This window comes from Candidatus Merdisoma sp. JLR.KK006 (genome assembly GCF_036941035.1).
GTDB lineage: Bacteria > Bacillota > Clostridia > Lachnospirales > Lachnospiraceae > Laedolimicola.
In genome coordinates, this window is record NZ_JAYMNS010000029.1 from 1 (window position 1) to 25525 (window position 25525).

At 42.6% G+C, this 25525-nt stretch carries 34 protein-coding genes; 18 read left to right on the top strand and 16 right to left on the bottom strand.

Translation table 11 applies throughout. The features are described 5' to 3' along the window. The first annotated feature begins 358 nt into the window (after window positions 1–358). Together VSQ61_RS17890 and VSQ61_RS17895 are read left to right on the top strand one after the other, a co-directional pair. A complete protein-coding gene (locus VSQ61_RS17890; protein WP_334345748.1) occupies window positions 359–850 on the top strand; it encodes a flavodoxin family protein in 492 nt (163 codons plus the stop codon). Continuing rightward, window positions 847–1272 (top strand): hypothetical protein, encoded by a 426-nt coding sequence (locus tag VSQ61_RS17895; protein WP_334345749.1) that lies wholly within the window; start codon window positions 847–849, stop codon window positions 1270–1272. The genes VSQ61_RS17890 and VSQ61_RS17895 overlap by 4 nt, the downstream gene beginning before the upstream one ends. Window positions 1273–1285: 13 nt before the next feature. On the opposite strand, the gene VSQ61_RS17900 is transcribed toward VSQ61_RS17895, so the two are convergent. The 6 genes from VSQ61_RS17900 to VSQ61_RS17925 form a co-directional block, all read right to left on the bottom strand. After that, the gene (locus VSQ61_RS17900) at window positions 1286–2974 is read right to left on the bottom strand and encodes an AAA family ATPase (RefSeq protein ID WP_334345750.1); all 1689 of its coding nucleotides are present in this window, start codon (window positions 2972–2974) and stop codon (window positions 1286–1288) included. A gap of 153 nt (window positions 2975–3127) precedes the next feature. Beyond that, the gene (locus VSQ61_RS17905; protein WP_334345751.1) at window positions 3128–3685 is read right to left on the bottom strand and encodes a Fe-S-containing hydro-lyase; all 558 of its coding nucleotides are present in this window, start codon (window positions 3683–3685) and stop codon (window positions 3128–3130) included. 1 nt (window position 3686) lies between these two features. Beyond that, window positions 3687–4529, bottom strand: a complete 843-nt coding sequence (locus tag VSQ61_RS17910) for a fumarate hydratase (RefSeq protein ID WP_334345752.1) — start codon at window positions 4527–4529, stop codon at window positions 3687–3689. Between the two features lie 373 nt (window positions 4530–4902). Further along, window positions 4903–5109, bottom strand: a complete 207-nt coding sequence (locus VSQ61_RS17915; protein WP_334345753.1) for a hypothetical protein — start codon at window positions 5107–5109, stop codon at window positions 4903–4905. 13 nt (window positions 5110–5122) lie between these two features. Beyond that, window positions 5123–5380 carry a TfoX/Sxy family DNA transformation protein gene (locus tag VSQ61_RS17920; protein ID WP_334345754.1) on the bottom strand — a complete coding sequence of 86 codons (258 nt, stop codon included), beginning with the start codon at window positions 5378–5380 and terminating at the stop codon, window positions 5123–5125. A 2-nt stretch (window positions 5381–5382) separates the two neighbouring features. Then, entirely contained in the window at window positions 5383–5841 is a 459-nt protein-coding gene (locus VSQ61_RS17925; RefSeq protein ID WP_334345755.1) for a hypothetical protein, read from the bottom strand. A gap of 217 nt (window positions 5842–6058) precedes the next feature. On the opposite strand from VSQ61_RS17925, the gene VSQ61_RS17930 reads away from it, so the two are divergent. Together VSQ61_RS17930 and VSQ61_RS17935 are read left to right on the top strand one after the other, a co-directional pair. Next, window positions 6059–6382: a PadR family transcriptional regulator gene (locus VSQ61_RS17930; protein ID WP_334345756.1), complete on the top strand. Its 324-nt coding sequence runs from the start codon at window positions 6059–6061 to the stop codon at window positions 6380–6382. After that, the gene (locus tag VSQ61_RS17935; protein ID WP_334345757.1) at window positions 6375–6929 is read left to right on the top strand and encodes a DUF2812 domain-containing protein; all 555 of its coding nucleotides are present in this window, start codon (window positions 6375–6377) and stop codon (window positions 6927–6929) included. The genes VSQ61_RS17930 and VSQ61_RS17935 overlap by 8 nt, the downstream gene beginning before the upstream one ends. A gap of 339 nt (window positions 6930–7268) precedes the next feature. Here the strand turns inward: VSQ61_RS17935 and VSQ61_RS17940 are convergent, their stop codons facing one another. Continuing rightward, a complete protein-coding gene (locus tag VSQ61_RS17940; RefSeq protein WP_334345758.1) occupies window positions 7269–8168 on the bottom strand; it encodes a LysR family transcriptional regulator in 900 nt (299 codons plus the stop codon). 122 nt (window positions 8169–8290) lie between these two features. Here VSQ61_RS17940 and VSQ61_RS17945 point away from each other — a divergent pair, with 122 nt between their 5' ends. From VSQ61_RS17945 to VSQ61_RS17955, 3 genes are read left to right on the top strand one after another with little or no spacing between them, the layout of a single operon-like run. Beyond that, window positions 8291–8839 (top strand): chromate transporter, encoded by a 549-nt coding sequence (locus VSQ61_RS17945; RefSeq protein WP_334345759.1) that lies wholly within the window; start codon window positions 8291–8293, stop codon window positions 8837–8839. Between the two features lie 11 nt (window positions 8840–8850). Next, window positions 8851–9414 (top strand): chromate transporter, encoded by a 564-nt coding sequence (locus VSQ61_RS17950; RefSeq protein WP_334345760.1) that lies wholly within the window; start codon window positions 8851–8853, stop codon window positions 9412–9414. A gap of 16 nt (window positions 9415–9430) precedes the next feature. Further along, window positions 9431–9955 carry a hypothetical protein gene (locus VSQ61_RS17955; protein ID WP_334345761.1) on the top strand — a complete coding sequence of 175 codons (525 nt, stop codon included), beginning with the start codon at window positions 9431–9433 and terminating at the stop codon, window positions 9953–9955. A gap of 188 nt (window positions 9956–10143) precedes the next feature. Here VSQ61_RS17955 and VSQ61_RS17960 read toward each other — a convergent pair whose 3' ends face one another. Both VSQ61_RS17960 and VSQ61_RS17965 read right to left on the bottom strand, forming a co-directional pair. Further along, window positions 10144–11157 carry a hypothetical protein gene (locus VSQ61_RS17960; RefSeq protein ID WP_334345762.1) on the bottom strand — a complete coding sequence of 338 codons (1014 nt, stop codon included), beginning with the start codon at window positions 11155–11157 and terminating at the stop codon, window positions 10144–10146. Next, window positions 11154–11711 carry an RNA polymerase sigma factor gene (locus tag VSQ61_RS17965; RefSeq protein WP_334345763.1) on the bottom strand — a complete coding sequence of 186 codons (558 nt, stop codon included), beginning with the start codon at window positions 11709–11711 and terminating at the stop codon, window positions 11154–11156. Before VSQ61_RS17965 ends, VSQ61_RS17960 begins: the two co-directional genes overlap by 4 nt. 349 nt (window positions 11712–12060) lie before the next feature. On the opposite strand from VSQ61_RS17965, the gene VSQ61_RS17970 reads away from it, so the two are divergent. The 3 genes from VSQ61_RS17970 to VSQ61_RS17980 all read left to right on the top strand — a co-directional run bounded on the left by VSQ61_RS17970 (window position 12061) and on the right by VSQ61_RS17980 (window position 16151). Further along, window positions 12061–13296: an ATP-binding protein gene (locus VSQ61_RS17970; protein WP_334345764.1), complete on the top strand. Its 1236-nt coding sequence runs from the start codon at window positions 12061–12063 to the stop codon at window positions 13294–13296. 538 nt (window positions 13297–13834) lie between these two features. Continuing rightward, a complete protein-coding gene (locus VSQ61_RS17975; protein WP_334345765.1) occupies window positions 13835–14209 on the top strand; it encodes a BlaI/MecI/CopY family transcriptional regulator in 375 nt (124 codons plus the stop codon). Further along, window positions 14202–16151 carry a M56 family metallopeptidase gene (locus VSQ61_RS17980; protein WP_334345766.1) on the top strand — a complete coding sequence of 650 codons (1950 nt, stop codon included), beginning with the start codon at window positions 14202–14204 and terminating at the stop codon, window positions 16149–16151. Before VSQ61_RS17975 ends, VSQ61_RS17980 begins: the two co-directional genes overlap by 8 nt. A 192-nt stretch (window positions 16152–16343) precedes the next feature. Here VSQ61_RS17980 and VSQ61_RS17985 read toward each other — a convergent pair whose 3' ends face one another. Beyond that, complete coding sequence (locus tag VSQ61_RS17985; protein WP_334345767.1) at window positions 16344–16850, bottom strand: hypothetical protein; 507 nt, start codon at window positions 16848–16850, stop codon at window positions 16344–16346. 171 nt (window positions 16851–17021) lie between these two features. Continuing rightward, window positions 17022–17990 carry an RpnC/YadD family protein gene (locus tag VSQ61_RS17990; RefSeq protein ID WP_334345768.1) on the bottom strand — a complete coding sequence of 323 codons (969 nt, stop codon included), beginning with the start codon at window positions 17988–17990 and terminating at the stop codon, window positions 17022–17024. Between the two features lie 198 nt (window positions 17991–18188). On the opposite strand from VSQ61_RS17990, the gene VSQ61_RS17995 reads away from it, so the two are divergent. From VSQ61_RS17995 to VSQ61_RS18005, 3 genes are all read left to right on the top strand, one after another. Then, window positions 18189–18608 carry a MerR family transcriptional regulator gene (locus tag VSQ61_RS17995; protein WP_334345769.1) on the top strand — a complete coding sequence of 140 codons (420 nt, stop codon included), beginning with the start codon at window positions 18189–18191 and terminating at the stop codon, window positions 18606–18608. Window positions 18609–18670: 62 nt separating this feature from the next. Next, window positions 18671–18886, top strand: coding sequence for a 4-oxalocrotonate tautomerase DmpI (gene dmpI / locus VSQ61_RS18000; protein ID WP_334345770.1), 216 nt, complete (start codon window positions 18671–18673; stop codon window positions 18884–18886). 20 nt (window positions 18887–18906) lie between these two features. After that, window positions 18907–19575 (top strand): histidine phosphatase family protein, encoded by a 669-nt coding sequence (locus VSQ61_RS18005; RefSeq protein ID WP_334345771.1) that lies wholly within the window; start codon window positions 18907–18909, stop codon window positions 19573–19575. Here VSQ61_RS18005 and VSQ61_RS18010 read toward each other — a convergent pair. Further along, complete coding sequence (locus VSQ61_RS18010) at window positions 19546–19833, bottom strand: hypothetical protein (RefSeq protein ID WP_334345772.1); 288 nt, start codon at window positions 19831–19833, stop codon at window positions 19546–19548. The two genes, VSQ61_RS18005 and VSQ61_RS18010, sit on opposite strands and share 30 nt — an antisense overlap. A 115-nt stretch (window positions 19834–19948) precedes the next feature. Here VSQ61_RS18010 and VSQ61_RS18015 point away from each other — a divergent pair, with 115 nt between their 5' ends. Genes VSQ61_RS18015 through VSQ61_RS18030 form a run of 4 tightly spaced genes read left to right on the top strand, consistent with a single transcriptional unit; the run spans window position 19949 to window position 22224 of the window. Further along, window positions 19949–20326 (top strand): GntR family transcriptional regulator, encoded by a 378-nt coding sequence (locus VSQ61_RS18015; RefSeq protein WP_334345773.1) that lies wholly within the window; start codon window positions 19949–19951, stop codon window positions 20324–20326. After that, window positions 20327–21196, top strand: a complete 870-nt coding sequence (locus tag VSQ61_RS18020; protein WP_334345774.1) for an ABC transporter ATP-binding protein — start codon at window positions 20327–20329, stop codon at window positions 21194–21196. Then, window positions 21186–21827: an ABC-2 transporter permease gene (locus tag VSQ61_RS18025; protein WP_334345775.1), complete on the top strand. Its 642-nt coding sequence runs from the start codon at window positions 21186–21188 to the stop codon at window positions 21825–21827. The genes VSQ61_RS18020 and VSQ61_RS18025 overlap by 11 nt, the downstream gene beginning before the upstream one ends. A gap of 10 nt (window positions 21828–21837) precedes the next feature. Then, the gene (locus tag VSQ61_RS18030) at window positions 21838–22224 is read left to right on the top strand and encodes a DUF3592 domain-containing protein (RefSeq protein ID WP_334345776.1); all 387 of its coding nucleotides are present in this window, start codon (window positions 21838–21840) and stop codon (window positions 22222–22224) included. Here the strand turns inward: VSQ61_RS18030 and VSQ61_RS18035 are convergent. The 3 genes from VSQ61_RS18035 to VSQ61_RS18045 all read right to left on the bottom strand — a co-directional run bounded on the left by VSQ61_RS18035 (window position 22221) and on the right by VSQ61_RS18045 (window position 22919). Next, window positions 22221–22409: a hypothetical protein gene (locus VSQ61_RS18035; protein ID WP_334345777.1), complete on the bottom strand. Its 189-nt coding sequence runs from the start codon at window positions 22407–22409 to the stop codon at window positions 22221–22223. The two genes, VSQ61_RS18030 and VSQ61_RS18035, sit on opposite strands and share 4 nt — an antisense overlap. Before the next feature lie 132 nt (window positions 22410–22541). Beyond that, window positions 22542–22769 carry a hypothetical protein gene (locus VSQ61_RS18040; protein WP_334345778.1) on the bottom strand — a complete coding sequence of 76 codons (228 nt, stop codon included), beginning with the start codon at window positions 22767–22769 and terminating at the stop codon, window positions 22542–22544. 24 nt (window positions 22770–22793) lie between these two features. Beyond that, window positions 22794–22919: a hypothetical protein gene (locus tag VSQ61_RS18045; RefSeq protein WP_334345779.1), complete on the bottom strand. Its 126-nt coding sequence runs from the start codon at window positions 22917–22919 to the stop codon at window positions 22794–22796. A gap of 197 nt (window positions 22920–23116) precedes the next feature. Here VSQ61_RS18045 and VSQ61_RS18050 point away from each other — a divergent pair, with 197 nt between their 5' ends. Then, a complete protein-coding gene (locus VSQ61_RS18050; protein ID WP_334345780.1) occupies window positions 23117–23563 on the top strand; it encodes a YfbO family protein in 447 nt (148 codons plus the stop codon). A gap of 685 nt (window positions 23564–24248) precedes the next feature. Here the strand turns inward: VSQ61_RS18050 and VSQ61_RS18055 are convergent. After that, entirely contained in the window at window positions 24249–25412 is a 1164-nt protein-coding gene (locus tag VSQ61_RS18055; RefSeq protein ID WP_334345781.1) for an aspartate-alanine antiporter-like transporter, read from the bottom strand. Window positions 25413–25525: the final 113 nt, after the last annotated feature.

Below are 25525 nucleotides of genomic sequence, written 5' to 3' on the forward strand. Positions count from 1 at the left end.
CCATTTTTTACTAAAAAGGTGGATGTGGGGCATGACAGCCTGTTCTACTACAGCTCTGCCGGCATGCTTCCCATTGCGGAGATACTTACATTGAAATACATGGCCTATCAGTCGGAGCAAAATACCACTTCTCTTCTGTCGGACTGACATCTTTTTCTTGTTCCCAATTTTGCGGCTTCCTTTCAAAGTTTAGAAAATTCACTGAATCGGGACTGTTGGTGACTTCGTCCGATAAGGTATAGAATTCTATGTATTATTGGTTCAATAATTTCGCAAACATCCGGGACAGCTTATCATAAATTGTGAAACGAAAGCAAAAGAAATGCAATCGTTTTTTCAAAAAGGTGCGTGAATAGACATGAAATTAATTATCACGGATACAGATATTCATCCCCTCCCTAAGGACAGCGATTATGAGATAATAAAGCCGCAGGGAACGGTCATTCATCCTTGTACGGGCTGCTTCGGCTGCTGGGTCAGAACGCCGGGAAAATGCGTGATCCATGACGGTTATGAAAACACCGGAATCGCTATGGGTAAATGTACGGAGCTTATCCTAATCAGCCGTTGCTGCTATGGAAGCGTAAGTCCATTTGTAAAGGCTGTGCAGGACAGGGCCATTTCCTACATTCATCCTGATTTCGTGATCCGCAAAGGCGAAATGTACCATAAACGCAGATATCCCAATGTTATCTCCCTGTCCGCCTATTTTTATGGGGAACATATTACAGAGGCAGAAAAAGAAACCGCCCGAGGTATTCTGGCCGCAAATGCGGATAATTATGACGGGCTGGTTAAAAATGTCTGCTTTTACAGAACAGCAGAAGAATTGGAGAACATTGTCTTATGAGAATTGCACTGATCAATGAAAGTCCGAAGGCAAAGCAAAGTACCAGCGCTTCTATTCTGACGGATCTCAAAATTGCTCTTTCAGAAAATGCAGAAATTATTCAGGCGGAGCCGGCGTTGAAGGTCTTGGAAAATTGGTGTGTGAAGGCCGGATTTCTCTGGAGCGGCGGGATTGGCATCGGTGGCGGAGGCGCTCTTGCCCAGATGCCCCATGTGAAAAACGGCCATGGTCCCAAGGCCCCGGTTGCAAAGGCTCTTCGGGCACTGGCAGACAGCATCCTTCAAAACGAGGCTCAGAAAAATCATTATGTATCCATTGCCTTTCCCAGATTCTTATATAAACTGGCGGCCCAGATGGGCTGGCGGCAGATGGTGAAACAGAACGGGGGACGGGCAAGGGATTTGGGGAAGCGGTGGGAATAAAGGTCTTATTCTTTCATCCTGCCCCAATCAATACCCTTTTCCCACAGAACGCAAAACCGTACTTCCTGATCCGCTCCTTTCCAATGCCCTTTCCTTCCAGTGCCGCCTCATAATTCTGCTCCTCTATCTGCTTTAAGGCTGCCTGTACCGTGTCGGACAGCTCCTGCTCCTCATCCTCATCCTGCACCTTGAATTCCAGAATCATAGCTGCATCTTTTGCATTTTTCGGCTCCAGCATCACATCGTACCGGCCAAAGCCGCTCTCCCGGTTGGAGGTCAGCACATAGCGGTCCGAAAGCTCCACCATCAGTCCCAGTACAAAGCCATGGTAAAAACGCTCTGGCTCTGCCCCGGAAGGAAGCTTTCCTGTGTCAAAGCAGCTGAAGGTGGTAAGGGCTACCCGGTTCATATAGGCATTCATGGCCTTCAGGTCATTTTTCAGCAGAGCCTTTATGAATTCATTATAGCTGCCATCAGAATCGGAAAACCATCCTCGGATCATATTGGCAAACATAATGCCTACTTCCTTATTGGTCAGCACCAGACTGTAATTCCAGCTTCCGTTTTCCTCCGTAAATTCCACTTCAAGAGTTTTCAGGTAGCCGCTTGCAAGAAGAAGGCTCCAGATGGAATTTCTTTTGCTGTTCAGCTCGCCGTACACAATCTGCTCGTCAATCTCTACCTTAAGGGTTCCGCCTTTCAGCAGATTTTCGAATTCCTGCTTGATTTCCTTATTTCCTTCCCGAATCAGCTTTCCCACCAGACTGTTTGAACTGGAATTCGCCCAGTAGACACCCAATCTCTTTGTATCAAGATAATTTAGAATGGACCAAGGATTATAGATATCAGTACGGCTTCCAAAGGTGAAGCCATCATACCATCGCTTTACCTCCTGCTTTCGCTCCGGGAGTTCAAATTCTTCCAATGCCGCAAAGACCTCTTCCTCCGTAAAACCAAAGCTGTCACTATACTCTTCGGAAGTTGTAGTTACCACCTTCAGATTATTCAAATCCGAAAAAATAGATTCTCTGCTCACCCTGGTAATCCCTGTCATAACAGCCCGTTCCAGATAGGGGTTTGTCTTAAAGGTGGCATTGAAAAGACTTCTGGTAAATGCCGTCAGCTCTTCCCAGTATCCGTCCACGTATGCTTCCTGCATAGGAGTGTCGTATTCGTCCAGCAGAATGATTACATTTTTTCCGTAATAGCGTGACAGAAAATCCGACATTTTATGAACTGCCCAGGTTGCCGTCACTTCCTCCATGGAATAAGTCACGCTGCGAAAATATGCTTTTTCTTCTTCTGTCAGCAAATCGCCCTCCAAAAGAAATATATTCTTATTATACAAATCTGTCAATATCTGGAAGATTCTCTGAATCGTGGCTTTGTATCCCTTTTCCTTCACACTGGCAAAGGACAGACTGATAATCGGATAGGTTCCCTGAAGCTTCTGAAACTTCTCACTTTCCCAGATGGAGAGCCCCTCAAACAGTTCGCTTCTCTTTGCATAATTTACGGAAAAAAACTGCTCTGTCATACTCATGGCAAGAGTTTTTCCAAATCTCCTTGGCCGTGTAATCAGCGTTACACTGTCCCCGCTCTCCCACCATTCCCGGATAAATGATGTTTTATCGATATAAAAGTAACCTTCTCTTCGGATAGTCTCGTAGTTCTGACATCCGATGCTTATGGTTCTTGCCACAGTCCGTCCCTCCTTTTCCTGCCGCTTTTCCATCTGCCTTAAGTATAGCGGACTTTTAAGCTTTTTACAATTATTACTTGCCGGAAAAAGCAATGCCGCAAAATAAGTCATTATCTTATCCTGCGGCATCCTCTATTTTTCACAAATCATTTTTTACTTCTTAGAAGCCAGATAAGCTGCCTTCCCATCCTCGTAAAGGTTCTTCCCTTCACTGTCAATAATCACAACCAGAGGCATATCCTCCACATAGAGCTTCCGAAGCGCCTCCGCCCCCAGATCCTCATAGGCAATCAGCTCACATTTTTTAATACACTTTGCCAGAAGCGCCCCCGCTCCGCCGATAGCTCCGAAGTAAACGCCGTGATACTTCTTCATGGCATCCACAACCTCCGGCAGTCTGGCTCCTTTGCCAATCATGCCTCTGGCGCCAACCGACATCATGGTAGGTGCATAAGCATCCATCCGGCCGCTGGTGGTAGGCCCTGCGGAACCAATCACCTGTCCCGGCTTAGCCGGAGTTGGCCCTACATAGTAAATAGTAGCATCCGTTGGATCAAAGGGAAGCTCCTCGCCCCTTGCCAGGGCCTCACACATCCTTTTATGTCCCGCATCTCTGGATGTATAAATCGTTCCGGTCAGATAAACACTGTCTCCGGCATGAAGTGTCTTTGCAACTTCCTCCGTAAGCGGCAATTGAATATGTTTCTCCATCCTAGATCACCTCCGTCTTATGGCGTGTCACATGGCAGTTGATATTCACTGCACAGGGCATACCAGCAATATGGGTAGGCAAAGTCTCAATATTAAGAGCCAGTGCCGTTGTCTTTCCGCCAAAGCCCTGGGGTCCAATGCCAAGCTTATTAATCTTTTCCAGCATCTCCGCCTCCAGATCCGCATAATAGGGGTCCGGGTTCCTCTCATCCGTGCTGCGCATGAGAGCTTTCTTCGCAAGCAATGCGCACTTATCAAAGGTGCCGCCGATTCCCACACCCACAACCATAGGCGGACATGGATTGGGACCGGCCGTCTCCACGGTCTCCAGAATGAAATCCTTGATTCCCTCAATTCCTGCGGAGGGCTTAAACATACGGATAGCGCTCATATTTTCGCTTCCAAAGCCCTTAGGCCCAGCTGTCACCTTAATCTGCTCTCCGGGAACAATCTCCGTATAGAGCATAGCCGGTGTATTGTCTCCCGTATTTCCACGGCGCACCGGGTCTTTTACTACAGATTTCCGAAGATATCCCTTGTCATAGCCCCGGCGCACACCCTCGTCCACGGCCTCTCTTAAATCGCCGCCCACGATATGCACATCCTGTCCAATCTCCAGGAATACACAAGCCATTCCGGTATCCTGGCAAATAGGAACGTTCTCCTGTTCTGCAATCTCAAAGTTTGTAATAATCTTATCCAGTACCCCCTGGGCAATCTCCCAGTCCTCGCATGCCCGGCAGCGCCGAATGGCACCCTGAACATCCTCGGGAAGATACTGATTTGCTTCAATACATAATTTCTCCACAACATCCGTAATCTGCTGTGCCTGAATCTCACGCATGAGCAACCACCTCCTGAATTTAATATTTATAATGAAATTTATTTCATTCCATCCTGTTTTTTGGCTGACTGCTTCTGCAATCTTGCTTCCTTTGCCTTTTTCTTTAGCTTGCAGTAAAGCTCAAGGGCCATCTGATTCGCAATCTGTCCCATCTTTGTCTCCTTTTTGGTGAGAATGAATATGAATACATTTGCCTAAATATTTGCATTGATTTTGAAATAGTTTCAAATTCTATATCTGATTTTAAAATAAATCCGTAATAATTGCAATGCATATTCACTGGTTTATTTTTTAAATTGGTTGTTCTCTTTTAAACTTTTATCTCTGCTCTCTATGGCACATTCCAATACCCTGCTTTTTTGAACCAACTCTCTTATAAAAAAATAATATGGCAGACTACAGGCACTAACAAAATCAGCACGGATCCAATTACCACAGTTACAATTACTCCCCAGAATTTTTTCTTTTCCTGCTCCGTCAGTTCTAAATACCATGCCATAGAAATTTTCTCTGTTTTAGTGAATATTGCAATGACACTTAAAAAGGCCAGGGCTCCTATTCCATATGCATATAGAAACATTTTACACCCCCTGCTATTTTTTCAGAAAATCGCTGAATTCTTTTAATTCCTTTTTTGTATCCTCTGAAAGTCTGTTGTATTCCGTATTATGGATTGCTCCCTCCAATGTATATAAATGTACCAGACACACTTTCGGATATTTCTGCTTTAGCTTAAGAAATGCGTTTTTTGCGCCTGCCTCAATTAGCTCCTCGGAAGATTCAATGCCAACCGATATGAGCTTATTTGCCATCTCTTTGCCAATATTCATCATGGATGTTAACTCTGACACATTTATTCCTCCGTATTCTTCAGCCAGTCCATACCTGGATACGGCTCACATGTGTGTGCGTACCATTCCACACATTTTGCCGCCAGCTCTCGATCCCCCATGGTGCATTTCAAAGGGAAAACAGACTGCCCATCACTCGGCTCAATGGGCGCTTTCTCATCAGAATCCAGCAATTCCGGGTTAAAACAGGTCCAGGCAGTCTCCGTTTCAGCATCCCAAATTTGCAAAAAAATCAAGTCCGAAGAGGATTCCATCATCAAAAAGCCCTCCTCGTTGTCCTCATCCGGAGCCATCATCACGCTTAAGTATTTTCCGGTGCGGACTTTTTTCACTATATCCTGAACGCCCAACTGGGAAATGTCGCTGATTTCCTGACCGGGCAATGCTCCACGGCTGGCCATACGAATCTTGATGCCCTCCGGCATGGGCGGAATTTCACGCTTTCTAATAATTTTTTCCATAAGAATCACCTTTCCTTTCAAAACCTCAAATTCTGGCTTATATTTTTTAGGTTAAAATAATTGCTGATTATTTACAATGGCAAGCTGCCGCCCATAATCTCTTCCTTTCATAAGTATGATAAGTGACAAATCAAGGGCAAAAAATGTTGACAAATACATCGAGGTTCGATATAATATACTTCGAATCTCGATATATCGAAGTATGATAGGAGTACTTATGGACAACAGGATCAAACGAATCTATGTACCTATGACAGAAAGCGGATTTTATATCTTATTCTGTCTGCAGCAGTCGCAGCATGGCTATGGAATCAGCCAACAGGTCAGGCAGATGACAGGAGGCACTTTGACCATCAGTGCAGGTACGATGTATGGGACCCTCTCCAAAATGGAAAAGGACGGACTGATTGCCTTTGTGCGGGAGGAAGAAAAGCGAAAGCTTTATCAGATCACCGAGCTTGGGCAGGAAATCTTAACTCTTGAGCTTCACCGCATTGAACGCCTGTATAAAAACAGTAAAGGAGAGAATGTAAATGAATAATCACAAGACCCTGATACGCTTTTTTACCATTTCCGATTATGAGGAGGAAGAAATCTGGCTTCGCAGTCAGCATCAAAATGGCTGGAAGCTGGTGAAAATGATTGTGCCATGCTTCTTTATTTTTGAAAGCTGTACCCCTGAGGATGTTGTCTACCGTCTGGATTATAAAAATAATACGGAAAACAGTGATTATTTTCAAATCTTCCGGGACTATGGCTGGGAATATATTACACGCTGCACAGGATGGCTCTATTTCCGCAAGCCTGTGTCAGAGACAGATACGGAGCAGGATGCGGAGATTTTTTCCGATAACAATTCCCGCATTGAAATGGTAAACCACATTGTCAAAACCCGTATGCTTCCGCTGATATGCATTTTTTTCTGCTGTCTGTTCCCCTGCTTCGTTAACAGCATGGAGTATAGCCATCCTTTTGCGGATATGTTTACCATTCTAATATCCCTTCTGCTGATCATGTATCTTTACTTATTTATCCATTGCGGATTTAAGCTTCGGAAACTGAAAAATAAATATGGTGGTATGAGATAGGGATTATTTGAATAAAAGCTGCCATTACTGACAACGGGGTACACACCCTTGTCAGTAATGGCAGCTTCCTTAAAGTCTATCCTCACCAGCAGCATATTTATGGACAAGTACCTTTTCACCTGGAAATGTCTGAAATAATTCCTGCATAACTTTGTCAAAATAAAGATTATTTGCCTGGAATTCTTCCCATGTTTCGATTTACCCAAAATACACTTCAGCCCACTGGAAATACTCATGTGCGGTAAAGTAATAAACAATAATTTAATTGACAGCTACCCATTATTCCGTATTTTTGGGGAAAGCATGAAATAAAGCTGAGATTAGAGCTTGCATTTCATCCTAATACAATCCATTATATTTAGGCAGTGGATAATCCATTTCATAATTTCGACACAAATCAATAAAGGCTTTAGCTGATGAAGTAAGGAATTTTTCTTTATGATAGACAATATGGAACTTTCGTTTGAAACTAAGTCCTTTTACATGGACAGCAACAACAAGTCCACGTTCTACTGGCCCGATCACCATACGATGTGGCAGTACGGCAATTCCAAGCCCGTTAATAACAGCATTTACTAAAGCCGTGGTACTCATGGCTTCCCAGATAGGGGAAACAGAAAATCCCGCTGCTTCAACTACCCGTTCAAAGGTTTCACGTGTGCCGCTTCCATGCTCACGAAGAAGGAATTTCTGTTGGCGAAATTCATCAACAGAAAGCAGCTGTCCCGGATAAAAGCCGCTGTTTGCAGGGCAGATAACAGTCAGACCGTCTTCCATATATTCCTCTGAAACCAAAGTCGATGTATGAGAAATACCCTCAATCAGTATAAAATCCAGTTCATTGTTCAATATTTTCTGTTCCAAATTCTCTGATGGACTAATGGTTACTTTTACCTCTGTACCGGGATAACGATTATAAAATGCTTTCACATAGCAAGGAAGAAACTGTGAACCAATCGTTATGCTTGCCCCGATTCTTATAACGCCAAAAGAATCCCAATTTTTCATTCCTTTTTCCATATCGTCAAACATGGAGGTGATATGGGCAGAATACTCACAAAATCGTTGCCCCGCTTCTGTGATTTTAAGCCTTTTCCCAATTCTGTCAAATAGAGCCACACCATAATACTGTTCTAGTTCTTTGATAGTAAGACTTACTGCGGGCTGTGTCATGTGGAGTTCTTTGGCTGCCTTTGTTGTATTGAAATTATTTATACAAACCGATAAGAAAATTTTCAAGTGCCGTATTGTCATATTTCATCCCATTATTATATGTATTTTCTTATTATACAAATAAAATTATATTATTTTCCTTATCAAAAAGCAAGTGTTATACTTATGTGCATAAGGAGGGAAGCACATTGAAGCAAAAAAGATTTTTAAAGCTGTTTTTATCTACCTTTCAGTTAAGTGCCTGTACGTTCGGTGGTGGATTTGTAATTATTCCTTTAATGCAGAAAAAATTTGTTGATGAGCTACACTGGATAGATAAACAGGAAATGATGGACTTGACAGCAATCGCACAATCCTCACCTGGTGCAATCGCAGTCAATGCATCTATTCTTGTAGGGTATCATGTAGCAGGAGTGATTGGGGCTTTGATAACGGTATTGGGAACGGTGCTGCCGCCACTCATCATTATTTCTGTCATTTCCCTTTTCTATACTGCATTTCGTGATAATGTAATTGTCAACATGGCTATGACAGGTATGCTTGCAGGAGTAGCTGCTGTAATTTGCGATGTAGTAATCACAATGGGAAAAAGTATTTTCCAAAAAAAACGGGTTCTGCCGATTATTGTTTTATTTGCATCTTTTGTTGCTGTCCGTTTCATGAAAGTCAACATTATACTGATTATTTTAATCTGTGCCGTAATTGGTGCAGTTGATACTTTGTATCTTGGCAGGTAAGGGAGGCAGACATGATTTATTTGGAACTGTTATGGAGTTTCTTCCAAATTGGGTTGTTTAGTATAGGCGGTGGTTATGCTGCCATGCCGCTGATTCAAAATCAAGTTGTTGATGTTCACCCGTGGCTGACTATGACCCAATTTGCAGATATTATGGCGATTGCTGAAATGACACCAGGACCGATTGCTGTCAATTCAGCAACCTTTGTAGGGATTCAAGTTGGAGGAATTCTGGGAGCGATTATAGCCACCGTAGGCTGTATTCTTCCGTCTTGTGTGATTGTAATGACGCTTGCCTATATTTATTACCGTTTTCGTGAATTAAAAACGGTACAGGGGGTACTTGCAGGTCTTCGCCCTGCTGTTGCAGCCATGATTGCATCTGCTGGTATTACCTTAATAATCATGTCTTTTTACGGGGAAAGAATCCTGCCGGTTGATTTGAGTGGAATCAACATAATTTCCGTAATTATTTTTGCCGTTGGCTTTTGGGTTTTGAGGAACTGGAAAGTAAATCCCATTTATGTGATGTTGGGGGCAGGTATAGCCGGAGTATTGCTGTATTCCATTGTTTGATGCGAGGAGGTATAGCATGAAGTACATAATGAAAGCAGGAACTTTATACTTCAATGATATCGTGTCAGCCCAAATAAAAGGTGCTTTTATAGGTTCGGGAAAAAAGATATATTCTGCAAACGGTTCAATACTTATGCATACTGATATAGCAAACTTAGAGGTTCCACCAAATGAAATGGGAAATGTCCGTTACCGTCAATATATCTTGTTTGACAGTAGTGATAATATATGTGCAGTTGCAAATCCAGACTATGCAGTGGGTGATGACCCAACTGTAGTTGGCTGGCCCTTATGCCGTATGCCGAGAGTAGACCATGCAAGGGTTATATATGATAAAAACGAATATTTGCTGGTAATGCAAAACGACCAAAATTATTTATTATCCGACAAGTTCAGCAAAGCAGTTATTCAAATTTTCCACCGGGGATTAGTCGGAGGCTGGAACATAGAAGTTATGAACAATTTTGCTCCAGAAATAATATGCGGTATTTTTGTGTTCTGCAAGTATATTGAGCAGGAAAATGAATTTTTAGTAGTATAAAAGAGGCGATATAGTTGCAACAGTACATGATAGAAAATCTTTTACCAATCAAGAAGCATTTGAAAATATCGTTACAGATTCTTCCAAGCAGTCTATCCCCTATGCAATGAAGAATTAGGTGAATGGCATCAACTTATGGAAAGTATCCTTTTGTATTGTGGGGAGCGCTCCCGCTCCCCGGCACGCCGCTAATCAGTCAACGGAAAAGTCACCTGCCAATTGCCCTTTATGGGTCCGTTGCTGCATGTCCAGAATTCCCCCCACATTTCATAGCTGTCTAAACCATCAGCAGGTATGGGAAAAATATACTCCTGATAATTATCTCTTCCATCCTCATCCCGAAAGCTGACACTATACTGATCATAGACAGCTTCCCCATTTTCATTTTTCAAATAAATTCTGCCATGGTTATCTGTCTCAAGAATATCAGCGTATCGCACCTGTACATGCAGCTCATTATCCAGAATTCCATATCCGGTTAAGGCAACACCCTTTTCCAGAACAACTGCGGATTCCTCATCCGGTTCCATAAGCCGTATCTTATCTTCCTCCAAAGAATCCAGATCCATTCCGCCATATCCGCTGATATCAGGATTCGCCTTAAAATTATTTATCACCGGTAATTCCACTAAGTCTATTGTCTCAAGCTTCAAATCGCTGTGTTTCTTTCCAACCAGGATTTCTCCGACTGAAAACGTAATCTTGTCCCCGGGAATCAGCACTTCATTCATCTGCTCAATCTCCAGCATAAATGTGGCCGTTGCAGTTTCCTCATCATATCCAGCGAAAAAGCAGCCTCCCCTTTGGTCATACGGCGTATGAATGCTGTAACTGTCAAATAAGTCTGCGGTCTCATCAAGGCGGTTTCCTTTTACGTCCTGCATAGACACTAAGATTGTGGCCTTATGACCCTCAATATTTGCCGCCGCCACCTCCATCTTAATCCCATTATCCTCACAGGAAATCCTGACAGGTTTTAATTTCTGAGCAGCAGATGGAGAAATCATATATAATAACTCATACGCAATTTTATTATCCCCAGCCGCTAAAACCGGCACCGCAGAGCCAAAGCAGACACATATGCATGCAGCAGCTGCCCATTTTTTCCACCTGGCGGGCTTTCGTGCTTTATAAGTATCAGCCTCTTCTAAATACTTTGGTTGAATTTCTGATATCCCATGATACAAATCCTCTACCGTCATACGCTTACCCCTTTTCTGTATAAAAACATTTTCAATTTTTTTCTTAATTTCAGCATCCTTTGTGCCATTTGATTTTCCGTGCAGCCAATTTCTTTTGCCAATTTCTTTACTGCATCACCATAATAGTACCTTTTGACAAACAGAACCCGATCCTCTTTCGGAAGCTCTCCCAGCCAATTATTTATCCATTCCGCCAATTGCTGATGAGCAAAATTTTCTTCCACATCGAAATCAGAGGGAATGCATTCTTCCAGTTCATCAAAAAGCATTTCCATTCCTTTGTATCTCTTTTTCGCATGATTTGCCCTGTATTGGCTGATTGCCGTGTCTCTCACAAGCTTTCCGAGAAACGCCTTTAAGGACACCGGAATAACCGGTGGAATCTTATTCCATGATAAATGCCAGATATCATTTACGCACTCTTCCGCATCTTCCCGGACAGTAAGGATATTCTTCGCAATGCCGAAACAATAGGAGCCATACTTATTCTGTGCTTCTTTTAGCGCCTTTTCATTGCGTTCAAGGTACCATTTAATAATCTGTTCATCCTCCACCTGCAGTCTCCTTTCTCAAAAATTTGAGTTTCTTCACATATATAGCCGCAAAATAGGGAACAATATTGTGGGAATTTTGTTTTTTTGTTCATTTTTTTCACATTATACAGTATCCAGTATGATTCTAAAAGAAAAAGACGGACCAGAATTGTTGACTGTCAGCCCTTAAATCAAGTATACTGAATATCTTTTCCAACTTTCACGTATGAAACTTTGTCTATTCTAAAAGTTTCTAACTTACTAGTCTGAAAATATATTATTTTATTAATTTTCTGACTTTCAAGTCCGAAATAATTGCTTTTTTCGGTTTTTGGGGTATAATAAGGATAAGAGCTTTAGGAGGTGCGCCATGGTTGAACTTATAAATCGCCCTAAATATTTAAATCAGCTTATCCAAAACAAAGATGTGGATCTGGTCAAAATCGTCACCGGTATCCGCAGATGCGGAAAATCATCCCTGCTGGATCTGTTTCACCAGTATCTGTCCGACAATGGAGTGGCTGATTCCAATATCATTCATATGAACCTGGAATCCCTGCGCTATCGGAATCTTTCTGATTACCTTGCTTTCTATGACTACGTCAGTGAGCGCATTCCGAAAGGACAAAAGACCTATCTGATTTTTGATGAACTTCAAGCTGTGGAGCATTGGGAAAAGGCCGTGGAATCGTTTCGCCTTGATTTTGATGTAGATATCTACATTACCGGCTCCAATGCCTACTTGCTTTCTACGGAGTTTTCTACGCTGCTGTCCGGCAGATACGTGGAAATCCGTATGCTGCCGCTGTCCTTTCAGGAATTTTTGACTTTCTACGAATTTGCCCCCTCTGTCACGGCGGAAGAAAAGTTCCAGAGGTATCTCCAGTTTGGCGGTATGCCGATTTTGAGAGAATATCACTTCAATGAGGCAAGAAGCAATCAGGCGCTGGAGGGTATTTACTCCACCGTTGTACTGCGTGATATTCTCCAGCGAAACAATCAGGCGGATCAGGGAATCCTGCAAAAAATCGTGCTGTTTCTTTGCTCCAATATTGGCAGCATTACCTCTCCCAACAGCATCGGCAATGTTCTGTCCAATGAGGGCGACATTCAAAATGGAAAAGGCAAAAATATCGCAGGAAAAACCATAGATAAATACATTTCCATGCTGCACAGCGCATTTATCTTCTACTCTGTTGGAAGATATGATGTAAAAGGCAAGCAATTGTTGAAAACATTAGGAAAGAACTACATCATTGATATGGGATTTCGCAACATGCTCCTGGGCTATCGAGACGGGGATCGGGGCCATATTATCGAAAACATCGTGTTCCTGGAACTGATTCGGCGTGACTACCGTGTCTCTATTGGAAAGGTGGGAGAAACAGAAGTTGACTTTGTGGCCGAAAAACCCAATGACAAGCTGTATATTCAGGTAACAGAAAGCATGCTGTCACCTGAAACCCGTGAACGGGAACTCAGACCATTGCGCCTGATACCTGATAATTACGAGAAAATTGTATTGTCCATGGATAGAAGCTATATTAATTCCTATGACGGAATCAAGTCCCTGTACTTGATTGACTGGCTGTTATGTGAAACATAAGGACTAAAATCCCTATATCATATCTTGCTCATTTTTATTGATATATTTCTTATCAAAACGTATGATGATATCAGAGATAGGAAACCATCACCAGGAGAGCTTCTGCCAGACAGTGGGAGACTTTAAAATCAAAGGGTAGCGCTATGAGTACCCCTTGATTTTTTCTTTGCAGGAATCACTTCCCGATCTTCATCCGTGGAACCGAAATGAAAGGGAATATGAAAGCTGATCAATATGATCCCTGATGCAAAAATTTATATTTTCCCTCAGGGCGGACATTCCGCCATATTAACAAACGCAGAAGCATTTGCACAGTTAATTCAAGACTTTTTGCGGTCAGACACCCCTGATCACCAATAAGACGCTTGCCTCCTTATTTCCTGACACTTCCTGGTTTTCATTATTACCCGCAGCATAAAAAGCCAAAACACAACTTTTTAAAAATTTCTTAAATTTCCCTCCCCATATTGCGCTTTCACCTACAACATGTTAATATAACCATACACCTACAAAGCGTTAATATAAAAAGGAGGACAACATGGCACAGCAAATTTCCGAATCCGAACTGATACTCATGAAAATCATCTGGAAAAATGAGGGATCCTCTTTATACTCTCTCATCATGGAAGAACTGGAAAAAGACAAAAACGAATGGAAAAACAACACCGTACTTACCCTGCTCTCCCGCCTGGTAGAAAAAAAGTTCCTGAAAATAAAGAAAATAGGCAGGCGGAACGAATATACGGCAACTGTAACAGAGGCAGAATACCAGGCCATGCAGACTCACAGATTTCTTGACAAAGTCTATGGAGGAAATGTAAAAAATCTGGTATCAACCCTATTGCGGCAGGACATTCTTTCGGCAGACGAATTAAAAGAGATTGAAACCTTTTGGAGAAACGAACATGAATGAATTTATGAAAATACTATTGTCACTTTCCCTTTCCGGCACGCTCCTGCTGCTGCTCATATTGGGCTTCAAACCTCTATATAAAAACAAATTCAGCAGGCGTTGGCAGTATTATATATGGCTCATTGCCGCATTGCGTTTTCTGCTTCCCTTTACACCTGACACTACGATTGTGGGAAGCCTGTTTGAAAGCTTCGGCACAGCTCCCATAACAAGCCAAACTTCCACAGCTCCCCATATGCCCGCCTCCGCTTCCGATTTTAAAAATACGGAAAACATGGAAACAGAACCCCTGCTGCCAAGCAAGGATAAAACCGGCACTGTCATTGGTAAGCCATTTCATATATACGCCTGCCTGTTTTTTATCTGGTTTACATTGGCACTCATTCTCTTTGTCCGCAAGGTAACCATATACCGGAGCTTCATAAAATACGGCAGAGCCGGCAATAACGAAATATCAGATATTAACATCTTAAACCTGTTGTCTGACTGCAAAGAAAAACTGCATATCAAAGCAAGCGTAGAGCTATGCCAAAATTCAGGGATCACTTCCCCCATGATGGCTGGTTTCTTTCATCCCTGCATTATTTTGCCTGCCAGCGAAATAAATGATAAGGAGCTCTCTTACATCTTTATGCATGAACTCACCCACTACAAGCAGAAAGATATGTTATACAAATGGCTGATTCAGCTTGTGGTCTGTATCCACTGGTTCAATCCCTTTGTATATCTGCTGGAAAAGGAAGTGAACAAAGCCTGTGAATTATCATGTGATGAAAAAGTCATATCCATCCTTGATGGAAAAGCAAGACGTGAATACGGAGACACGCTGATTTCTTTTATGAAATTAAGCAATGCTCAAAAAAATTCCTGCCCCTCCCTCACCCTGACCGAGGGCGGGGAACAATTAAAAGAAAGGCTGGGTGCTATTATGAATTTCAAGAAAAAATCAAAAATCATTGCCGCTGTTACTGCTTTGTTTTCCGTTGGAGCCTGTATCTGTTTTTTTATAATCGGTGCCTATGCCGCACCTCCTGCCGAAAACAAGAAATCCACATGGAAAGACGGAGAAATACAAAATGACATTTTAAAAGAAGACGGCGTTTATTACATCTTCTGCGACGGTGCAGGAGAAGATGACAAGCCCCTTTCTTCTGTTTCTGCCGGAAGCGTTAAGTTTGTATTGGTACGAAAAGGTAGTTATACCTCTATCGGACCATTTAACAATATGGAAACGCTTATGGAAGATGTTGCAAAACAGTGCGAATCTATGAAATCTCTTACGGATAAAGAAAAGGAACTTGTAATAAAAACCGCAGCAGGCATCGGCGGCACCTCCGATCCCTCCCCCTCATATGCAAAGCTGATGACATACAAAACGGAAAACTATTTGGAGCAAAGTGTAGCCGACTTCAACAACGCACTGGCGTCAACGCCTGATGAATTAGCGGATCTCCTTGCTGCACAAGCCCATGTAATAAGCACCATAACTTCCTATGATGAAAACTACGACTTTTTCACAACAACCCTGAATTTCTCAACCGATGAATTATACTGCCAGCATATGGACGAAGAGGTTGCATTTTGTACAGGAATATCAAAAATGAGCAGACCCTTAAAAGAGCTGAACGAGGGGGAAATCATGTATGAATTTAATTGCTTTGTTGATTTCAATGTAGTTTACTCCGTCAATGCACCGGAGCTTGTATCGGTAGCCCAAAGGGATTACACCTTACTGGCTTTCAGGGAAGAAATGCAAAACTACCTGGACAGCCTAAGCGAAGCTGAAATCATGGCCGGTGCCGCAGACGGCAAGCTGAAAACAGCTCTTACGGACAAAGGAGACAAGCTTGCGGACAGCCTGTCCACGGAACATATGACATTGTCCTGTGAAATCACTCTCATTGAAGCCATGGATGCGGGAGATATCTATACGATTGAATAAAATAGTTACAATTCACACGTATGTCAGATTTTGTAACGTTTTTCGTTCATAGGGGTGCGAATTGTAACAGGGACTGCCCATTTTAAGTCGCTTTCAGCAAGAGTTATCCTAAGGGGTACCAAGCAAGGCTTGGTGGATTCCTTAGGAACTAGGGCAGTCCCTCTGACCCCATAACTGTGCTGGCTGGGGGTGCTATAAATCTCGTTCAATAGAATTTATATGTTGAATATATTTTTCAAAATTTATATCCTCGTCCCCCACAACATAAAAGGAAAAAGAATGTCCTTTTGTACAGATGACACAGGCAATCATAGTATAACCATCCGTTGTTATGCTTTTGCATATATGTGTAAGAAAGCTTTTTGGATGGTATTTAGAAAAATGTTTGCATTCTTCTGCTTCCTGTAAATTAAAAGCCTGCAAAACTATGGAAGATACCGTTTCTGCACTTGCTTTTTCCCCTGTTTCCGGTCTTGTAAAATTAAAAGTTGATATGTAGATATTAACTGCTTCCCCATCATCAAAAATTACTTGTCCGCTTTCCTTATCCACTGTCATCTTCCATTTTTGCGGAAGCTGAATATACCATCCATCAAAATTATAACTTGTATATGCCATGCCGTCTGCATTTCCTCCAACACTGATTTGTTGACCTAAGTATCGCACACCTTCCATCATTTTATATTTGGCTTCATCCATTTCATAATAATTTCCCCAATATTTTTTTGCATCTTCCTCACTGCATAACCATTATGGAAAAGGATTCTCCATATAAATCCTGCTTTCTATACTTTTAGCCGTTATATAATCTCCAATAAACCGGACCTGTCCGACCCTCAACACTCTGCAGCATATTAGTCACATTTGTAATTAAGATAAGTTTTTTATCCTGTCAACAATCTCTTCTATCACCGCAACCTCTGTCTCCAGCTCTTCTGCGATCACGGAGATACTTTTTCCACGCTCCAGCTTTTGGCGGACCATTTTGGTAAGCAGATCAGCTTCGCCTTTCCGGTAGCCGTTCTGTTCACCTTTGAGATAGCCGGCCTGTTCGCCTTTGAGATAACCGGCTTCCTCCCCCTCTTCATAGATACTCCTCATATGGCTTTTTTCATCATATTCCGTCAACAGCATATGCAGCACCTCCGTCTGATTTTTCCTCAAAAGCTCTTCCAGAATTCCTCTTTGGATGCAATGGTCTATGGCTTTGGTTATGGCAGCTTTAAGAGGCATATTCCGATCCAGATTGTCATTCACTTCCGCTATAAACTCCGAGTATTCCCATAACCGCCTGCACTTTTCCATAAGCTTTTGGTTGCACCCCCGGTTGATATTGAAAAGGATTGCCTTACATTCCAGACAGCCGGAGCCCCGCCCTGTCTCAAAGGCATCCGAGAGAAACAGTTCCCCCCGCTCCGCCTGCTCCTGCTTCCCGTTGTAAAAAATAATATACTCCGGCGTGGGCAGTTTGATTAGCTTTGAGCCATATAGATTTCGTTTGTGTTGGGCAACCAGTCCCTCATACTGACGGGAAAAGTACAGAAGACCCCTTAAGGGCATATTGGGGGAATAAGTGCTTTGATGCTCGTAAAGATTTAACTGGTTTGCAATGATAAAGGACAGATCATTTTTCATCTTCATATAGATCACATCATCCAGGGTGACAATCTCCAGCTCATCCGCATCGCAATAAGCACTTCCATTTACCGCATTGTACAGTTCCAGCAAATCCTTTTTGTCCTGAAACAAAAACCGAAACAGGTGAGCCTTATACTTCCGGTTTACACGCAGCCTCCAAAAGAGAAAATGCTTCTGATTCCATTTTAAGTTTTTCGCCATAAATTACTCTCCTCCATTATACTTGATTGTTTTCTTTTTCTCAATCACCTGTGTCTGAAATTTTTCGGGATTCCCGATTGAATAGTCAAATACCCCACAGCAAGCTGCGGGGTATTTGACCCTTGCGGCAGTCGCCAAATGGACATGCCAGCATGTCCGCTTGGCTCGTTGCCCACAGAAATAAATGAGGTGAGTTGTATGTATTCAGCAAAAGAAGCTGCAGAAATAACAGGACTTTCTACTGCAGCTCTAAGATATTACGAAAGAGAAAAATTATTGCCGCAGATACGCAGAAGCAGTCAAAAATACAGGCAATATACAGAGGAAGATATTGAGTGGATAAAGATGATACAGTGTATGCGTATGGCAAATATACCTATCCAATCAATTAAGCAATACGTTTCATTACTGATACAAGGCGGTACAACCCTTGAACAGCGATACAGGATGGTACAAGCACATATGGAAAATATAAAAAAACAAATAGCTGATTTACAAAACGCATTCGCTTTGACACAAAGCAAATTATCCTTTTATGAAAAACTTTTAAAAGATCCTATGCACCAAAATATAACCTATATTGACGAATGGAACCTGTTTCAACACGGAGGGTTATAGAGAGCCGTCCCGTCCTGCTGCTACACCGTTCAAGCTCCGCTTTGGCAAAAAGGAGAAAGAAAATGCCCTATATTACAGTTGAGAGTGGAAATTTATCAGATGCCCAAAAGGAAGAATTGATAAAAAGATTGACAGAGGTATCTTCTGAAATTATGAACGTTCCACAAGAATTTTTTGTAACTACAATCAAGGAAGTGTCCGATAAAAATTTTGGAATCGGCGGTAAAACCATCGATATAATTAAGGCAGAATATATGCGGCCGCATACATTAAGCTAATACCACAGGAGGAAGCGGTTGTGATTACCTTTTATATCATCCGTCACGGAGAAACCTTACTGAATAGCTTGAACAGAGCACAAGGCTGGAGCGATTCCCCCCTTACCGACAAAGGGAAAAAGACTGCAGCAGAATTAGGCATAAAGCTCAAAAATATTGCTTTTGGTGCAGTGTACACGAGCGATATGTTAAGAGCCTGGCAAACAGCAAAATTGATTCTATCCGCAAGCGGAAATGACAGTATTAAAATACAAAAAGACGAACGCCTGCGGGAATGGTGCTTAGGTTCAATGGACGCTGAACACAAATCAATTTTTATCCAAAAGGTAACTGATTGGCTGGGAGGCGCCGCATCATTTGCGGAATTAAACAGGCGGCTCCCTGATGTTGCCACGGCAATTTATGAACACGACACAACAGGCATGGCAGAGCCTTTTGCAGATATCTCAAATCGTTTAAGGAGTGTATTCGCAGACATAGCCCATAATACGTCATTGAACGAAAACAGCAATATACTGATAATTACGCACGCCTTTGCCATTAAAACCTTATTTTACCTATTTGCACCCGAAAAACTATGTACTATGGATAAATTAAAAAATACAGCTATTTCAAAATTCATATATGACGGAAAATCATTTATTTTTGAAGAATCAGACCTATCTGCAGATTTTCATACTTTTCGATAAATATTTACTTGGCAGTTGAAAGTTTTCACCACCAAAAACCCTGGAATCCCACTGTTCTTCCAAATCTTCCTGCATCCATAAATCACCATTTTCATTTAAACAGGCAAAGGGGCAGAGTGTAAAAGCTGTTACTGTGAACACCATGAGTGCCAACAGTAACGAAAAGCTCTGTCGTTGTATTTTTACTATGAAAGATCCTTTTCTGCGCAGCAGAAAACTAAGTTCAGGGATGCCCCATGCACCACTGCCGATTTTCATTTATGGTGGTGCGCCAATGGGGTGCATGTGGGTTTAGAAAAAAGAAGATTGACATATAAGTGTTGCATGTGTATAATGTACTTATATCAACATCACACTAAAGGAGGCAAGGTATTTGAAGATTGTAATATCCAACACATCCGATGCCCCCCTTTACCAGCAAATCAAAGACCAGATAAAAGACGCTATCTTAAAAGAGGAACTAACAGAGGGCGATGCACTTCCATCCATACGTGCCTTTGCAAATGATTTAAAAGTCAGTGTCCTGACAATACGACGGGTTTATGATGAATTGGAACAAGAGGGATTTATAACAAGTCAAGTCGGTATCGGCACGTTTGTTTCTACAAGCAACATTGAATTGCTGCGGGATTCCAAGCGGCGGCTTGTGGAGAAGAAAATGCTTGATATGATTCTGACAGCAAAATCCCTGGGCATCAGCAAAGAGGATTTAAATGCCATGATGGAGATTTTATACGAGGAGGAAAACTGAATGGATCCTATTTTAGAAGTATCCGGGCTAAATAAACGATATGGCGATTTCGCCTTAAAAGATATTTCTTTCTGCCTGCCGGAGGGATGCATCACGGGATTTGTGGGAATCAATGGGGCCGGAAAGACAACAACGCTCCGAAGCATCTTAGGACTTACAAATAAGGTCTCCGGAAGCATAAAATTTTTCGGCACAGATATGGACGGGAATGAAAATAAGGTAAAAGACCGCATGGGAATTGTGCTTGACGAGGGCTGCTTTTATGATGAATTAACACTTTCAGAAATGAAAAATGTGATTGCCCCTGCCTACAAGAATTGGTGCGAACAGGATTTTACAGAGTACTTAGAACGGTTTTCGCTGAATCCAAAGCAGAAAATCAATACCCTGTCAAAAGGAATGCGTATGAAATATGCCCTGGCACTGGCTCTTTCCCACAAAGCGGAGCTGCTTATTATGGACGAGCCCACAAACGGGCTTGACCCATTAGTCCGAAGCCAGCTTTTGAACATATTAAAGGACTATATGGCCAAAGGCGGAAAAGGTGTATTTTTCTCTACGCATATTACATCGGATTTGGAAAAGATTGCTGATATGCTGATTATGATTGATGACGGCCAGATTGTCTTTCAAGAGGAAAAAGACCAACTGCTTGACAGCTGCCGAATCATAAAAGGCAGTACGGAAAAACTGAATCCGGATACAAGAAAATATTTTTTAACCATAGAGGAAAATGCATTCGGTTTTACGGGAATAACAAAACAGACTTCTGACGTTGTGGAGCATATGCAGGATGTTCTTATAGAACGCCCCACAATCGAGGACATCATGCTTGCGAATGCGGAAAGGAGAAAAAAGAATGTTGTTTAGCTTAGTGAAAAAAGATTTTTTAATTGTGAAGAAATATGTTGGCATCATGCTTGTCGCATCATTTTTGATTCCGCCAGTTATGCTTTGGCGGACACCGGAAGCGGCAGGGGCAATGGGATTTACACTTGCTGTTATTTTCAGCATTTTCATGTTGACCCAGTATGTTTCTTTAAAAGAGTACCAGTATCCAAAAGCAACTACCCTGCTCTGTGCATTGCCCTATCCCCGCAAAATGATTGTGCTTTCAAAATACTGTTTTTGTCTGATTATTTATGCGGCATGCTGCCTGATTTTTGGAATTGACACACTTATTTTTCCAGGACTGGGCATATTTGATATAAGAATGGCGGCTATCATTTTTTTGGTAATCACCATATTATTATCCTTTTATTTTCCGGCTTTGTATAAATTGGGATATGAAAAAGCGAAATTCCTCTTTGTCATAGTTATTATGGCATCCCCTATTTTGTCTGCTTTCCTGTTTAAACCGGAAAATGCCGTAAGGTTTGAATTCTTAAATACGCTCTCTACAACAAAGATACTTATTACCGGCATTATCGTCAGCCTTGCCGCTTTTTCCATATCTGCCATTCTGTCAATTAGGTTTTTTGAAAAGCGTGATTTAACATAGGAGGTTTCACATGGAGCGTGATGTAATCGTCTTATATATAATAGCAGGCGTGTCATTTTCATTTGCCTTATTCAACTGTATTCTCTTTGCAATAAAACATGGAAAGACCATGAAAACAAAAGGAACCATTGTTTCAATAAAATCAACAAATCCCACAAACGAGAACTGGCGTAATGCCAAATTTGCCAAGGTTTCCTATCTGGCAGGCGGCAGAAACATTGTATCAAAGAACCGCATTCAAGTTCCTTTCGCATCCAGGATAGGAACGCCCCTTACCATTCGTTATGACCGAAATCAGCCGGAGAAAATATACGGTTATTCAATGAAACGAATCATTGCAGGATTTTTAATCGGCACAGGCAGCGTGATGATAGCCGTATTTATGCAAATCCATTAAAGAAAGGGCTTCCCCACGCCCGATTCAAGTCCGCCCTCTTTAAGCATGTTCTGGGGATCGTTAATGGTACCGCCCTGAATTAAGTTCAGCTCCATTTTTACATTCTCAGGAGCTTTATCGAAATAAACCGAAACCCCTGTAAACGCATTTGATTCCGGCTCCTCCAGCGTAATATTGTGCTCCAAACGATCAGCCTCCAAGTCAAATGGACATGCCAGCATGTCCGCTTGGCTCGTTGCCCGCAGAAATCAAGATTTACAAATGCGTTGTCCGCATGGATAAACACATCTCTGCCGAAATGAGATTAACTTTAACTGTTATTTATCTTTTTTGTCAAATATTCCCCATATTGCTATCACAAGTCCGATAATCGCAATTACAATGAAGCAATAAACCGCAGGCATAAGTCCATATTGCGTTATGTTCCAAAATGAGGAAAATTGACCATTTACAGTCCACTCATTAGCCATACTCCCTGCCAATACTATAGACAAAGAAAGCACACCTGCAAGAAACATCATTGACCCTAAAATTACTTTTTTCATCTTTACCTCCACATATGAAACCATTCACAATTTCGACATTTCAAAATCGATTGGCCGTAAACCTCTTAAACATTGTAAATCCTCCTGATGTTGCTTATCCGTCACTGCCAATCTTCCCACCTGTTTTCCCTTCCGTTTTCGTATCTCCATACTACCATAAGCCTCCTGGTTTTACAAGCCGGGAGCCAGTGCGTTTCTGGTACCCGGCTTGTTTCCATTGTGGGAACAAATGCCCTGTTTGCGAATTAGGTGAATGCCCTAAAATGAGATTGAGCACAGGCTGGCTTTGTGCTATACTTTAAACGGTTCAATTGGATAAATCAGAATTGGCAGAGGAGGAAAAGACCGTGATAGAGCTAAATGCGTTTAAAAAGCTAATGGAGGAAAATGATGACCGCCTGCCTCTTTTGACACTTGACGAATTTTTTGAGGGAAATACGGAGGAAGATTCCATTGCACCAAATGACTGTGACTTTGGACGCCCTTCCATTGCTGAAATATGGGAACTGATGCGGGAACTTGAGAAAAGGCCAGATATCGCATGGATTCGTATTGAACTGCACAATGACACGGAAATTACAGAGTATGATGGAAAAGAGAGATTGGTTCTTGCGGGAGAATCGCCTATAATATGTACCTCCCTTTCAGCACCAGAATTGGAAACACTTGCAAGATGCAAATGGCTGTGCTCGGGAGGGGCAGAGGAATGGGATGCATCTGCGATGGATTCCCTGTTTTCCTGCAGACCGCCTGTTCCTGATGGTTTTCATTGTTTTGCTATTGTGTGGGATTGATAAATACTCAGCAAAAATTCCACTTAGCCGGCTAATCTGTCAAATCTGTTATTTGCCCCTCACGAATTCTTTGAACCAGCAACTTTGCATCCTCCTCAGTTTTACAGTATAATCGTATCCCTTTGTTACTTCCGGCAAGCATCAAATTTACATTATACTGAACCCCCTGGGATTTCTGGAACAAAATACCCTTGATACACGAACATCCATTATCTCTTCATCTATCTTTACACGAACCTCTACAGAAACATCCCGCATAAGTTCCTCCCCCTCCATATCCTCATTTATATATTTCCATTATCTGCAATATATACGCTACAGTCAAATTCTATTAAAAATACAGCCCCCAAAAAAATATTATCCTCCCCCTCAGCCTATCACACAAAATACCAGGAAAGCCTTTCACCCACACCCCACAGGGGCCGCCGCAAAACAAGCCAGCAGACTTTTCCGATATCCAGTGTCCGGCTGTTCACGGACATGGTGTCTGATATGGACGGACAATGCCAAAACAAACCGCTCAAAAAAATCAAAATTCATTGTCCGTACAAAGCAGACGCCGTGTATGTGAACCGTCCGAACCGTTGTGATAAGGAGGGACCCACAAGGTGGGAGGATTCCTTATTGCTGGGATATGGAAATGGCTGCCGGCTTGTTTTGCGACGGCCCCGTCCGTCCCCCCTTGCTACAAAAAGATCCCAATAAACTGACTGGCAAGCACCACCATAACAAGGGCAATGGGATAAGTAGCCGCATAAGCCGACGCCACATCATCCGTCTCCGTCACACGAATCAGCGTCCCAAGAGCCGGCGTACTAGTCATCCCGCCACAGATAGACCCAAGGGTATTAAAAATACTAAGCCTCAGCACTTTCGCCGCAAACACATACCCAAGCAGCATAGGAATCAGCGTCATCAGCGCCCCATAGAAGAACAAAAGCGCCCCCTGCTCCTTTAAGATCTCCACAAACCCCGAACCGGCCTGGGACCCTGCCCCAAGCAGAAACAGCGCAAGGCCAAACTCCCGAAGACACTCCAAAACATGCTTCTCCACCTTAACACTTAAGCGGCCAATATGCCCAAAATGCCCCAAAATCAGCCCGGCAATCAAAGGCCCGCCGGAAGTCCCAAGGGCAAACACCGCACCTCCGGGCAAAGGAATCTCAATCTTCGCCAGAATAATCCCAAAAGCAATCGCCAAAGAAAACGGGAAAAATCCCATACTATCCGCATAAAACAGCTCTTCCTTCTTCGTCTTATGATACTCCTCTTCCTCCACATTCGCCGCAGCCTCATACTTGGCACGCTCCTTTGCCATATCAACCTTCAAAAGCTTTGGCACAAGCTGAACAAAAAGAACCACCCCAATAACGCCGAAAGGATAAGCAATCCCATATCCAACGGAAGCCGCCTCAGACCCCGTAGCCTCCAGAGCCGCCGCAAGCCCCGGCGTACTGGTAAGAGCTCCGGTCATCATCCCAAGGCTGATATCCACCGGCACCCCAAAAACCGTAATCACAAACACACAAGTCAGAGCTCCGGCAGCAATCACAATAATCCCCAGCAAAATATAAGACGTGGCATTCAGCTTAAAATTCCGGAAAAACTTCGGTCCCGCAATGAATCCAACCGAAGTCACAAAGCAAATCAGCCCCAAGTTCTGCACCAAAGAAGGAATCTCCACTCCTAAATGACCGAAGACCAGGGCCACCAGCAAAATACCGGCGGTCCCCAGCTCCAGTCCGCAAATCTTAATACTGCCAATCAGATAACCGATAACGGCAATAAGAAATACCATCATCAGCGTATTCGAAAATATATTCTCCTGAAACCAAGTAACCAGTCCCATTACACACTCCCCTTCCAATTATCTCAATAGACAGCAAGCCAGACGCCCATGTCACTGCACGGACATCTGGCCCTTGTCTCATAAGTAAAGTCTCACATCACGCCGCCCATATT

Bases quoted from the DNA above. Each gene is read 5' to 3' on its own strand.
- VSQ61_RS17890 (WP_334345748.1), top strand. From the start codon at position 359: ATGAAATTAATTATCACGGATACAGATATTCATCCCCTCCCTAAGGAC.
- VSQ61_RS17895 (WP_334345749.1), top strand. From the start codon at position 847: ATGAGAATTGCACTGATCAATGAAAGTCCGAAGGCAAAGCAAAGTACC.
- VSQ61_RS17905 (WP_334345751.1), bottom strand. From the start codon at position 3,685: ATGGAGAAACATATTCAATTGCCGCTTACGGAGGAAGTTGCAAAGACA.
- VSQ61_RS17910 (WP_334345752.1), bottom strand. From the start codon at position 4,529: ATGCGTGAGATTCAGGCACAGCAGATTACGGATGTTGTGGAGAAATTA.
- VSQ61_RS17915 (WP_334345753.1), bottom strand. From the start codon at position 5,109: ATGTTTCTATATGCATATGGAATAGGAGCCCTGGCCTTTTTAAGTGTC.
- VSQ61_RS17925 (WP_334345755.1), bottom strand. From the start codon at position 5,841: ATGGAAAAAATTATTAGAAAGCGTGAAATTCCGCCCATGCCGGAGGGC.
- VSQ61_RS17930 (WP_334345756.1), top strand. From the start codon at position 6,059: ATGGACAACAGGATCAAACGAATCTATGTACCTATGACAGAAAGCGGA.
- VSQ61_RS17935 (WP_334345757.1), top strand. From the start codon at position 6,375: ATGAATAATCACAAGACCCTGATACGCTTTTTTACCATTTCCGATTAT.
- VSQ61_RS17950 (WP_334345760.1), top strand. From the start codon at position 8,851: ATGATTTATTTGGAACTGTTATGGAGTTTCTTCCAAATTGGGTTGTTT.
- VSQ61_RS17955 (WP_334345761.1), top strand. From the start codon at position 9,431: ATGAAGTACATAATGAAAGCAGGAACTTTATACTTCAATGATATCGTG.
- VSQ61_RS17960 (WP_334345762.1), bottom strand. From the start codon at position 11,157: ATGACGGTAGAGGATTTGTATCATGGGATATCAGAAATTCAACCAAAG.
- VSQ61_RS17970 (WP_334345764.1), top strand. From the start codon at position 12,061: ATGGTTGAACTTATAAATCGCCCTAAATATTTAAATCAGCTTATCCAA.
- VSQ61_RS17975 (WP_334345765.1), top strand. From the start codon at position 13,835: ATGGCACAGCAAATTTCCGAATCCGAACTGATACTCATGAAAATCATC.
- VSQ61_RS17980 (WP_334345766.1), top strand. From the start codon at position 14,202: ATGAATGAATTTATGAAAATACTATTGTCACTTTCCCTTTCCGGCACG.
- VSQ61_RS17985 (WP_334345767.1), bottom strand. From the start codon at position 16,850: ATGGATGAAGCCAAATATAAAATGATGGAAGGTGTGCGATACTTAGGT.
- VSQ61_RS17990 (WP_334345768.1), bottom strand. From the start codon at position 17,990: ATGGCGAAAAACTTAAAATGGAATCAGAAGCATTTTCTCTTTTGGAGG.
- VSQ61_RS17995 (WP_334345769.1), top strand. From the start codon at position 18,189: ATGTATTCAGCAAAAGAAGCTGCAGAAATAACAGGACTTTCTACTGCA.
- dmpI (WP_334345770.1), top strand. From the start codon at position 18,671: ATGCCCTATATTACAGTTGAGAGTGGAAATTTATCAGATGCCCAAAAG.
- VSQ61_RS18010 (WP_334345772.1), bottom strand. From the start codon at position 19,833: ATGAAAATCGGCAGTGGTGCATGGGGCATCCCTGAACTTAGTTTTCTG.
- VSQ61_RS18020 (WP_334345774.1), top strand. From the start codon at position 20,327: ATGGATCCTATTTTAGAAGTATCCGGGCTAAATAAACGATATGGCGAT.
- VSQ61_RS18025 (WP_334345775.1), top strand. From the start codon at position 21,186: ATGTTGTTTAGCTTAGTGAAAAAAGATTTTTTAATTGTGAAGAAATAT.
- VSQ61_RS18030 (WP_334345776.1), top strand. From the start codon at position 21,838: ATGGAGCGTGATGTAATCGTCTTATATATAATAGCAGGCGTGTCATTT.
- VSQ61_RS18040 (WP_334345778.1), bottom strand. From the start codon at position 22,769: ATGAAAAAAGTAATTTTAGGGTCAATGATGTTTCTTGCAGGTGTGCTT.
- VSQ61_RS18045 (WP_334345779.1), bottom strand. From the start codon at position 22,919: ATGGAGATACGAAAACGGAAGGGAAAACAGGTGGGAAGATTGGCAGTG.
- VSQ61_RS18055 (WP_334345781.1), bottom strand. From the start codon at position 25,412: ATGGGACTGGTTACTTGGTTTCAGGAGAATATATTTTCGAATACGCTG.